7 protein-coding genes are annotated in these 12,169 nt (G+C 31.8%); all 7 read right to left on the reverse strand.

Features of this window, described 5'->3' with window-relative positions; genetic code table 11:
* Window positions 1–271: 271 nt before the first annotated feature.
* Window positions 272–2,953, reverse strand: a complete 2,682-nt coding sequence (locus tag SYNTR_RS06190) for an NHLP bacteriocin export ABC transporter permease/ATPase subunit (RefSeq protein WP_156203705.1) — start codon at window positions 2,951–2,953, stop codon at window positions 272–274.
* A gap of 24 nt (window positions 2,954–2,977) precedes the next feature.
* Entirely contained in the window at window positions 2,978–5,137 is a 2,160-nt protein-coding gene (locus SYNTR_RS06195; protein ID WP_320411432.1) for an NHLP family bacteriocin export ABC transporter peptidase/permease/ATPase subunit, read from the reverse strand.
* 33 nt (window positions 5,138–5,170) lie between these two features.
* Window positions 5,171–6,520, reverse strand: coding sequence for an NHLP bacteriocin system secretion protein (locus SYNTR_RS06200; RefSeq protein ID WP_156203706.1), 1,350 nt, complete (start codon window positions 6,518–6,520; stop codon window positions 5,171–5,173).
* Window positions 6,521–6,548: 28 nt separating this feature from the next.
* On the reverse strand, window positions 6,549–7,694 hold the full coding sequence (locus SYNTR_RS06205; protein WP_156203707.1) for an ABC transporter substrate-binding protein: 1,146 nt from the start codon (window positions 7,692–7,694) through the stop codon (window positions 6,549–6,551).
* A 34-nt stretch (window positions 7,695–7,728) separates the two neighbouring features.
* Window positions 7,729–10,038, reverse strand: coding sequence for an MFS transporter (locus tag SYNTR_RS06210; protein WP_156203708.1), 2,310 nt, complete (start codon window positions 10,036–10,038; stop codon window positions 7,729–7,731).
* A 238-nt stretch (window positions 10,039–10,276) separates the two neighbouring features.
* A complete protein-coding gene (locus SYNTR_RS06215) occupies window positions 10,277–10,618 on the reverse strand; it encodes a Nif11-like leader peptide family RiPP precursor (RefSeq protein ID WP_156203709.1) in 342 nt (113 codons plus the stop codon).
* A 264-nt stretch (window positions 10,619–10,882) separates the two neighbouring features.
* A complete protein-coding gene (aroA, locus tag SYNTR_RS06220) occupies window positions 10,883–12,166 on the reverse strand; it encodes a 3-phosphoshikimate 1-carboxyvinyltransferase (RefSeq protein ID WP_156203710.1) in 1,284 nt (427 codons plus the stop codon).
* Window positions 12,167–12,169 lie beyond the last annotated feature (3 nt).

Here is a 12,169-nt window from a genome sequence, read left to right on the forward strand (position 1 = left end):
TTAACTGGCTAAAAGTGTATTTACTTTTGAATTGGTAAGTGATAAAAGGTTTCACAAATTGGGTGGCAACTAAGATAACTCAAACTTTCACTAACTTTTTGTCCCCCTTTCATTTTTAATTTTTAGAATTAAAAATGAATACTTTCTACATCATCTGATGCGAGCTCTAATAAATTTGATTTTGATAACTTTAAAAGCATTTCATATCTACCTTTGTCAGAATAGACATATAATGATTTGGTAGTTATTTTCTAAGTACTAGTATCTAAAACTAAGCAAGTTGTCTTTGGGCTAACTCTGTAAACAAGCCACCTTTTTCAAACAGCTCTTGGTAGCTCCCCTGCTCTACTACCTTTCCTTTATCCATAACAACTATTTTGTTACAGTTAGCCACTGTGCTTAATCGATGAGCTATTACTATTCTCGTTGCACCTAAGTTATTTAAACTTTCACTTACTATTTTTTGAGTTTTATTATCTAAAGCACTTGTAGCTTCATCAAAGTATAAAATTTTAGGCCTAGATATAATAGCTCTTGCAATTAATAATCTTTGTTTTTGTCCACCGGAAAGTGTGCCTCCAGATGGGGTAACCACAGTATGCATGCCCATTGGCATACTTTTTATATCATCTTCCATCCCTGCCATTCGAGCAGCTTCCCATGCATCATTAATGGTTAAACCAGGGTGAGCAGCTACAATGTTGTCAAAAATACTTCCATACATTAATTGACTACTTTGTAATACAACCCCTAATTGCCGACGAACCGCACGAATATCAATGTTTTGTAAGTCCTGCTGGTCATAATAAATTTGCCCTGATTCTGGATTTTCAAAACCCAGTAATAATCTAAATAATGTAGATTTACCACTACCAGATGGTCCAACAATCCCTACATAATCACCTTTGTTTATCTCTAAAACTACATCATCCAATATAAGTGGACCATCTTCTTGATAACGGAAATTAACATGACTAACTTCAAGTTTTCCTTCTAGTTCTCCAGGGTCATTTTTTTGTTGATCATATTCTGGAAGAGTTTCTAAGATAGGTTTTGTTCTTTCATATAGTGGTTTAATAACATTTAATTGTATGTATACAGAAGTTATTTCTAACATAGCACGAAGGAAGCTAGAAAATGCTGCATTAAATGCGATAAACTGTCCAGCACTTAAGTTTATTCCTTGGACTCTCATCATGGAATAAAATATTATCCCTGTTGCAATTATGTTTGCTGTAGAATTAAACACTTCTAATTTGTTGGCTAAGTTTTCTTTTCTATAGGTAACATCACGGGTTTTACTAAAGTCTTCTGCCCAATTATTAAATGCACGTTTCTCTGCACCTGAGGTTTTAATTTTACTTATCCCACTTAACAAACCGAATATTTTACCTGTAAGGATATTATTTAAATCTACTAATTGTCGTTCATAACGAATTTGTAAAAATCCAAATAAAAGGGTTACTCCAATTACTACAATAACAACAGCTGTTACTATAAGTGCTAGACGCCAACTATAATAAAAGAGAAGTAAGAAATAAAAAATTGAAAATATTCCAGCAATTAATGAATTAGCAACTGCACCTGATAATATGCTTCTAATTTCACTAATCCCCATAGCACGATTGGCTAATTCACCTGATGAATAATCTTTAAAGAAAGCAGCAGGTAAACTAAGTAGTCTATCCCATATTGCAGCTTGCAGGTCAGCTTCTGTCCTACCCTCTATACGATGCATAGCGAATGATCTTGTTAAATTGAAGGCAAAAATTGCAACTGAAATTGCCATTAGCAAAAATCCAACTTGAGTTAATAAAACACTATCACCATCAGGAATAATGTTGTCGAAAATTTGTCCAGTAACAATAGGAGTTAATACACCTAATAATCCTCCTAAAATCCCCATAATAAAAACAGTATACATATCAGATTTCCATATTCCATCTGCTAGATAGTTTAGCAAATCTTTAATTCCAATAACTTTTGACGGAAGGGGACGGTAAAAGGTGTATGCCTCAACACTTATTAAAGAAGCTATTTGTTTATCAACTAAAACTCGACTCTCATTAGCTGGATCATACATTATATATTCTCTTGGTGATTTTGGTATGAGTGCTACCGGTTTTTTATCTTCTTCTTTGTATGCTAGTAATGCTCCATTATCTTCTTTCCACCAAGTATCTTTTAGTAAAATTTGTCTAGTTCTAATTTGCGAGGCTTGTGCTATATCCCCTAAAAGATCTTTGGATTCAAAATTTTGTTTTTTCATTTCATGTGATGGGAATATTTTTATTTTTTTAGCTTCACCCACAGCTAAGCAAGCCTTAAAAAGTAAATTGTCTATTGCTTCATCCTCTGAAATTAGATCAGGACTTTCATCTAGTTTTAAGGTGCTCTTTAATTTGTGTAAACCACTACTCATTTGTGATTTATCTTTTTCTATTTTTAATTTATTCCTTAATAGTTCATCTTTTTTAGCTAAAAGTGTTTTTTCTAAGATTTGTTTGAAAACGTCTTGGTTGAAATTATTTACATTATTAATTAGTGCTTCATTATTCCAATCAATTTCATAGTTATAAATTATATTTTGACTATCCCATTTTGATGTCCATTGCTTTAGTAACTTAACTAGTTCATTCCAATTATTTTTGGTAATATTATTAGCTAAATGATTGATATCGATTTCTAATAATTTTGTATCAGTATGTCCAACTGCCAGTAAGCTATATTTTTCATCATCTATCACCGTGGAATCCATTCCATATATAATTTCACCTTTATTGACTGTAAAAAGATAGTTTCTACTACCTGTAGTGTTATCACTTAAAACTTTAGTAATAAATAAATCGACCTTCCCATCTGTTACAAACCATATATTTTGGTTATTAAGATGAAAAGGGTTATTGCTCCCTACTTCTAATTCTTTATATTGCAAATTATTAAATAACTCCAAACCTAAGCACCTCTTTCAAGGTAATTAAGCACTAATCAATTGTGCATAAAGACCTTCAGCATCTTTTAGTTCATCATGAGTTCCACGCTCTACGATTTTCCCTTTATCCATAACTATTATTTCATCACAATCTCTAATTGTACTTAGACGATGGGCAACAATGACGCAAGTACAACCACGGCGACGAATATTTTCATCAACCTTTTTTTCTGTATGGACATCTAAGGCACTAGTTGCCTCATCAAGTATTATAATTGAAGGATTACCTGCTAAAGCTCTAGCAATTTCTAACCTTTGTTTTTGTCCACCACTAAAATTAGCGCCACCTTCACTAACTTTATGTTCATAAGCATTTTCTCTCATAGTTATATCATCATGTATGCAGGCATCTTTAGCAGCCCTAATGATGTTAAAATCAGATATTGTGTTATCCCACATTGTAAGGTTATCCCTTATTGTGCCATCAAATAGCATTATATCTTGGTCCACTACAGCCATTGAGTTAATTATTACATTTCGTGGCAATTTTTCACTATTTATTCCATCAAATAATATTTCTCCTGACCAGGGTTTATAGATTCCAGATATTAGTCTAGCGATCGTACTTTTACCACTACCAGAACCACCTACTAATGCTACTCTTGATCCAGGTTTGAGGGTAAGATTAAAGTTATCTATTAATGGTGGATCCCAAGGGTTATATGCAAAAGATAAATCTTTTAGCTCTATATATCCTTCTAATTTTTTATAAGCATCTTCTTCTTTAGCTACTTCTACTTCTCTGTCTACATTTTCATCGGTATTGTATTTAAATACATCCTCTAAACGATTAATGTCACCTTGTACTTTCTTTAAGTCCATTCCCATTTGAGTTATGTCGTTTACTGGTTCCATAAAAACCTTTAGTAACAACTGAAACGCAATAAGTGCTCCTATAGTTAAATTGCCAGTCATTATTAGAAGCCCACCTACAAATAGGATTAAAACATTAGAAAACTCAGCCAAGAAATTAGGCAATTGGATTAATATATTTTGTGTTTTTCCTAATTTCTGTTGAGAATTTATTGATTTGTCATGATATCCTGACCATTTAGAAAAATAATTTGATTCAGACGCTGATGCTTTTAAGGTTTCAATTATGAATAATCCAGAAATTGAAAAACCCATTACTTTCCCCTGGTCTTGCAAAAGTTTCTTGTTCATGGTTTCTATTTTTTTGGATGAATAAATTAGATAAGCAATACTGATTAGCGCTGTAATTAAAGAAAGTAAAGCTAGAATCACACTATAGTTCAGCATCACAATAAAATAAAAAATTATTGTTAAAAGTCCTATAGCTACTTCTGCTAATTCTCTAGATAAAAAAGCAGCAACAGTGTCATTACTTTTTAATCTTTCTGATATATCACCTTCAGAGCGTTGCTGAAAAAAGTTTACAGGTAATCTAAATATATGCCAAAAAAATTTCCCTGCATTGCTTACAGCTGTTTTAGTTTCTAATTTCAATAAATAGTGTTGTTGTAACCAAGTAAGTGTTGCTTGGATAATAACAACTACTCCCATTCCCCACAGCAACGGTTTTAACCAATTTTCTCTGCCTGCTATCAAAATATCATCAATGAAAATCTTACTAAAAGCAGGAACAATCAAGCCAGGTATAACAAGTAGTAAGCCAACTATAACTAGATAAGTTATTGCTACTTCAGATCCAGTTAACCAATTACTTAGTGATTCAAGCAAATTAGGCTTATTACCACTTGGTTTAAAATCAGAATCAGGTTCAAAGGTTAGTATTACTCCTGTAAAAGATAAGTCAAACTCTTCTTCAGATACAACTTTAGGACCACTTGCCGGATCATTTAGGTATACTTTATCTTTATCAAATCCTTCTAAAACAAGAAAGTGATTAAAATTCCAGTGAATAATTGCTGGAAGTTGCATTTCTTTTAAATCCTCAGGTTCTTGCCTAAATCCTTTAGCTATTAGACCATGTCTACGTGCTGCTTTTAAAATATTACTAGCTTTAACACCATCACGTGTGACCCCACAGTCTTCCCTTAGTTGTTCTAAAGGTAAGTATTTTTTGTAATAAGCTAAAATCATGGCTAATGAAGCTGCACCACATTCAACAGCCTCCATTTGTAATATAGATGGAACTTTATTTATGGTTTGTTTTTTAAGCAAACTATCACCTCAAAATTTCAAGTAGCAAATATACTAATAAATAGGTAAAACCCTTTTAATAAAAGGTATCACCATACTAATAGGCGTTCTTTCTTGAACTACAACTTCTCCTAAACAAATTGTACCTCCATCTACTTCTATGGGTGGTCCTTCAGCAGTGGACCACCTGTAACCACTAGGTGTAGTGCTGTCCAAAACAAGTTCTACTTTAACCTCAATTGGTGCACCTGCCTCCATTAACTGATTAACAAGGTTATCACTACCTAAAGTTAACATCATACCTTGAAAACTTGCGGGATACTCTGAAACACTTACTACATTTCCAACCATAAATCCATGCTCTTCCTTTTCAACTGTAGTAGGAGATATCATTGCTTCCATTCCTGGTTTTACTCTTTTACCTTTATCAACTGGAACATATATTATTGCTTCTAATGTATCTTGCTGTAGCTCCTCTTCCCCTACTGCAATTGTACATACTGTGCCACCCGCTTGGACCATATCACCTTTTGAAAACTGCATTTCTAATACTCTACCTGACGTATTAGCTATAATTCTGCTATTATTTAATAATTCTCTTTGAAGCTTATTAATGTTTTGTTTTAAATCTTCAGTAGATAAGTAAATATAATTTTCAAGCCATTTTTTCTGTGCCATTATATCTGATTCTGCCTGTATTAATTGAGATAATGGTAAATCATTTATGTTTTGCTTTTTGGTATTGTACTCTAATTCATGTGCCGTCAATTGTCTTTCGACATCTTTGAAATCCGCATGTGAAATAGCTCCATTTTCATATAATATTTTGTAGTTATTAAACTTTTCTAAACTGTTTTCATATTGCAATCTTGCTAGCTCTAAATGATACTCTGATTCAGCTTTTTGAGTATAATATTGTGTTCTTTGAGTTTCCAATGCTCCTTTAGATGCTTGATACTCTCTCAAATTTTGGCTAATGTTTCCATAAATGTTTAAATTGAGGTCAGTTTGATCTATCTTATCGTTTTCTAAGTCAATAGATTTGATAGCATCAAGGTCTTCCTTAAGTTGATTTATTTGATTAATAACATCAGGTTGCTCTATTCTTGCTATGGTTTGGCCAGCTTTTACATAATCGCCATCATTAACGGTTACATCAATTATTTGTCCATTTGCATGATGAACAACACTATGAACTCCACCACTGGAAATGATTATTCCATAACCTTCAGCTTTTTCAGGTATACTACCAAAAAATCCCCATATAATACCTGCAAATAATAGTAAACCAATAGCGCTTAGAGCTATCCAACCTATAGGGTTAATTACCGTTAATCGTTGATCAAGTTCTTCTGGAGAAGATAATCGGTCTAATGCTACTTTTCTAAATATTTGTCCTGACATTTTTTTACCTTCCTTTTATAAAAAATGTTTATTCAAGATATATAAATTCGCCATCAACAACTACCTTTTGATAATTGTTTCTACCTGTTATTTCTGAGAACTCATTAAAATGCACTTCTCCTAAAGTAGTTTGTACTGGATCCATATTGCGTAAATAATCTGCTAATACATCTGGTGAATATGAGTTTGTATTTTCAAGAGCGTGAGCAATAAGCATTAGTGATTCATATCCTTGTATTGCCCATAAGTCTGGATTTTCGTTATATTCACTTTTATATTTCTCGGTAAACTTTTGTAACTCAGGTGTATCGTGATATGGATTATAGCCAGTTGTTATTACTACACCTTCAGCATCTCCACCTAGAACCTCAATAAAGTTCCCTACATCTAAGGCATCTCCAGTAATAATTCCTACTTCATCATTTATATTTCTTAATTGCCTAATAAAATCAGCACCTTCTGGCATATTAAGGGCTACTAAAACAGCATCATACTCTAGAGCATTCCATTTATCATGAGCTCTTTTAAATTGTCCACTAGTTGTTAAACCTGATCTTCTATCAACAACTTTAATATCATGCTTATGAGAAATATTTTCTATAGTGTTTGCAAAGTTGCGACCATAAGTTGAGTCTTCATAATAAATAACTACACGCTGATAACCACTGTCTTGTGCAAACTCAGCCATGGAATCAGCTATACTATTATCACTTGCTATATTTAGAAAAATATAATTGTATCCGTGTCTGGTTAGTTCTGGATTTGAAACTGTTGGCACAATAGTTAGCATTCCTGCATCTTCATATATACTTGAAACTGGTATACAGATATCTGAAAACCAATGTCCTATTACCGCAAGCATATTGGTATTTTCGCTAAATTCTTGAGCTATATCTACAGCTTCTTTAAAATTACCTTTATCATCTCTTATATCAAGCTCTATTTTCTTCCCGTTAATTCCTTCTTCATTTATTTCATTTAATGCTAATCTTAGTCCATTTATAAATTTAGTATTTTCCTTAGCAAATTCCATAGGTAAAGGTACACCTATAAGAATTGTGTTGCCTCTACCTGCATCTCTTTCTCTTTGTTCTGCTAAATCAACATTAAAACAACCTGTTGTCCAAAACATAAATATAAAGCAAAGTATTAATAAACATTTGAATCTTTCCATAACAAACCCTCAACTCTCTTAAAATAATACTTTATCATGATAACGACTTATTGCTATGTATTGGCATTTGCCTATTTGAAAAAATAAATACTAATAGAAGTAAGAATATAAATAATGCTATAATTCCTATCCCCATTTTTATTCCTAAAGATAAAGCGATTCCAAACATGATTGGCCCAAGCATTCTACCTAGATTAACCATAAAGCTAAAATATGCCATGCCTTGATTTATTTCTAAATCTTTAATTCCTTTTAAGTTTAAAAAGTATGAAGTTTTCATGGCCATGCCGAAACTTTCAGCAATACCTAATAAAGCAAGGGTAACAAAAGCTGCGGCAATAGTTCCAAAAGCCATGAATGTTGCTAATGCACTTACTACTATAAACATAGAAAAAATTATTCCATTTTTGTTCCCTAATTTATTTGTTGCATATTTTGTTAACAGTGGCCCTAAATAGATAATAAAAAGCCCATGTAATAAAAACCCTCTACTAATATCACTTTGTGTAAGATCATGACTTGCAGCAAATAATGGGAAAAAGTAATCTAAAAAGGCTCCACTGATGAAAAATGGTATGAAAATACAAGCTAAAAATACAATTGCTTTTTTATCTGCAATAAAGTTTATAAACTTTGCTAGTGCAGATATATCACTTGTTTCTCTTTGTTCTATTTCATATTCACCCATTAATCTGCGAACAAATAAAATTGGAATAATAGCTAATATGGCTGCTAAATAAAATGTAGCATCATAACCAATTCGATCAGCTAACATTCCTCCTATTACAACACCACAATTTAAACCTGCTATAGCACCAGCAGCAAATTCTGCAATTGCTATATTTGTTTTAGGTAGTGATACCACCAAACTTCTTAATGACATCAAAATATAACCTAATCCAAAACCTGCTATTGCTCTTGAAACAATATATGTAATAGCATCATTGCTAAAACCCGATAGAAGATTACCAAGTAACAGAAACATGCCACCTATATATAGAATAGTTCTCCAACCCTGTTTACTTATTGACCAACCAGCTAGGATAATAGCAATTATCCCCCCTAGCATTTCTGCTGAAAGTGGTAGTCCTAGTACTACATCCTTTGACAAGCCCAAAATCGGTTGATATAAATTATTCATTACAATAGCAATAAAAGTTAAGGACATAAATGCACATAAATTAATAAAGAAAGTTAATCCTCTAACTAAACCATGGCTTGTTGCTACAGCACCATTACTTTGTAAATTTAAGTTCTTATCAGGTTTTCTTAGAAAAATGATAAATGCGAGCAATGTTAACTCTACCATGAAAAACACTGATATTATTAATACCGTAATCATATCCAACAGAATCCTAAACATCTGTTGATCTATATAGTCGTAAGAAACTAAAACATCAACCTTGTTTGCTGATGTTAGTTGTAACTCTGATTCTCCTTTAGTAACTAAACCAATCTCATCTATTTGTGGTAGACTAGTTTTTATGGATTCTATATAGCTTTCAAATCCCTCTATATTATCTAAACTTAGTCCTGATGAATATATATTTTCAATATTATTATCTATAGTACTTACAATGAACTCCTTGCTGGTATAGGCCATGTCATTATAAGCATTATGATAAACATGATAGTTTACACTGCTGTATAACATTTGCGCTATTCCCATAATGGCTATAAACACAATTAAAAATCTTTTTTTATTTATAGTGTTATCTTTATGAACAAGTCTAGTTTTTAAGAATATTATTGATAGAAGACCTAAAACAATAACTGCTATCAATATAAGATAAGTTACTAATTGCATTGTTAAAGGACTATCGAGTTGCAAAAATATATCTTGAGGAAAAACCATTACGAGGCTAGCTACATGATGTGAATTATAATCATTTATTTCTATGAATACATATGTTTGATTTTGAAAAATCTTATAGCTTAAATTTTCATCTACTAAACCTTCATTAAATACTGCAGCATTTATAAGCTCATCTGGTATATGTTTATCAATAACGAAGCCTTCTAAGTCATATAATATAGCACCATTAGGTGTAACTATCTTTATGTCATCTACATCTGCTATAACTTCGGTTAACTCTTCTAATGTTTCATGCATGCCAAAAAAGTTGTCTATTGGTTTACCATATTTAAGTGCATATTCAATCTCTCTTACTTTTTCATTTCCAGCTACTGCATAAGTTTTAGCTAAAGATTCATTGTAATTATTAGCAAAGCTTATATAATTAACAAATCCAGTAAAAGACATGATTATTACTATTAATCCAAATACAACTAATAATACTTTATAACGTGCAAAATTTAGATTATCTGCTTTGTTATTTTTCATTAGTTATTTATCTCCATCAAATACAAAAAAACTTTATAAACTACTAAATTATTCCCCAATAGGTAAAAAAACCCCTTTATTTTTGACCTTAAATTTACTTTAAAAATTTTTAAATAAACTTTAAGCAAACTTTAAAAAATATAAAAAAGACCCAAAACAAAGAATTCCACTTTATTTTGGGTCTTTTTTCTTTATTTCTACTTTTGATAATTACAATTTATTTAATCTCAGCAAACAATTACCAACTGGTAAGAGCACGACCAACTTTTTTTGCCGATTGTTTAAAACTTGAAGATATTCTACCACCAGAAATTATATCAGCAGCAGCAACAGTAATTAAATAACTAGCTACTGGACCTCCTCCAGCTACATTTTCAAGGTCATTATCAGATATCTCACCCATTTCATATGACATGTTTATTACATCTTTTAATTCATTGATTTCTTCTATGCTGAAATCCATGCCATTTTCACTTAAGTAACTTTGCACTTCTTCTGATTTTTCAAAGCTAAAAAGCTTATCTGCAAAATCTTGGTCACCCTCACATTTCACTTGTAATAGTCTTAATTTTTCTTCCATTTAATTCACCCTTTCTACTAGTATCTATTCGACGAGAAAATTATCCTAAGTTTTATTCCCCACCCCTTACTATATAATTTATATAATAGTTTTTTACTAAGACTATTCACTATAATAATCAATTATTAAGAATATTTTTAATTTCTATTTTTTTGCATATTATCCTTTAATTATTGCGTAGAAAATTTAATAAACACCTACATAATAATTCTGTAGGTGTTTAAATAACATATATATATTTTTCATTTTAATTTAAGTATTTTTTTATTTAATTGCGCTGTTTAAAATATCCCAAAATTCCGGAAAGGAAATACTTACTGCCTCTGAGTCATTTATTAACATTTCACCTTCCGCGATTAATGCAGCTATAGCTAAGCTCATTGCAATTCGATGATCTTTATAAGATTCTACTGTTGCACCTTTTAGTTTGTTAGGCCCTTTGACAGTAAATCCATCTTCTAATTCTTTTATGTTTACCCCTATTTTTTGTAGTTCACTACATGTAGATTTAATTCTATCTGTTTCTTTAACCCTTAACTCAGACGCTCCTGTAACTTTTGATTCTCCTTCTGCAGTTGCCATAGCTACAGCTAAAATAGGTAGTTCATCTATCAAGGTTGGAATTATATCACCTGATATATCGGTAGCCTTTAACTGCGAATAAGAAACTATAATATCAGCAACTGGCTCTCCACCTATTATTTGTTCGTTTTCTAGTTTTATATTAGCTCCCATGTTAAGTAATACATTAATTAAACCTGCCCTAGTTGAATTAATCCCTACTTCTCGAATTTTTAATTCAGAGCCTTTTACTATTAATGCTGCAACAATGAAAAATGCTGCTGAGGAAATATCTGCAGGCACTATAAACTCTTGTGGTTTTAGCTCATCAACTGGATTTAACTTAATCTGTAAACCCTCTTGATTGATATCTGCCCCCATAGCTTTAAGCATTCTTTCAGTATGATCACGGGTTTTAGCTGGTTCTATTATTGTGCTAGGACTATTTGCTTTCAATCCCGCTAAGATTAGAGATGATTTCACTTGAGCACTTGCTACAGGTAGTCTATACTCTATTCCATTTATTTGTTCTGAACCTTGTATTGCTATAGGTGCATAATTATCTTCCCGAGCATAAACTTGTACACCCATTGTTTTTAATGGTTCTATAACTCTTTTCATTGGTCTATTGTTTAGTGAGGAGTCACCACTCATTACTGAAAAAAATTTGTTACTAGCGAGAACTCCTGATAATAAACGCATTGTAGTCCCCGAGTTTCCACAGTCTAATACTTGATTAGGCTCCTTTAAGCCATTTAGTCCTTTACCTTTAATTATTAATTTTTCTGGAGTTATTTTTATATCTACTCCTAGCATATTCATACAATTAATGGTAGAAAATATATCTTCTGAATGTAAATAATTTTTTACTATTCCTTCACCATCTGCAACAGAGGAAAGTATTACACCGCGGTGTGAAATGGACTTATCAGGTCCTACTGTTATTTCACCTTTAAGTGGTTTTGAGTTAGTTAATACGCTTTTCATTTT

This window comes from Candidatus Syntrophocurvum alkaliphilum (genome assembly GCF_009734445.1).
GTDB lineage: Bacteria > Bacillota > Syntrophomonadia > Syntrophomonadales > Syntrophomonadaceae > Syntrophocurvum > Syntrophocurvum alkaliphilum.

Coding starts and splice junctions, on each gene's coding strand:
- SYNTR_RS06205 (WP_156203707.1), bottom strand. CDS start 7,694: ATGGAAAGATTCAAATGTTTATTAATACTTTGCTTTATATTTATGTTT.
- aroA (WP_156203710.1), bottom strand. CDS start 12,166: ATGAAAAGCGTATTAACTAACTCAAAACCACTTAAAGGTGAAATAACA.
- SYNTR_RS06200 (WP_156203706.1), bottom strand. CDS start 6,520: ATGTCAGGACAAATATTTAGAAAAGTAGCATTAGACCGATTATCTTCT.
- SYNTR_RS06210 (WP_156203708.1), bottom strand. CDS start 10,038: ATGAAAAATAACAAAGCAGATAATCTAAATTTTGCACGTTATAAAGTA.
- SYNTR_RS06215 (WP_156203709.1), bottom strand. CDS start 10,618: ATGGAAGAAAAATTAAGACTATTACAAGTGAAATGTGAGGGTGACCAA.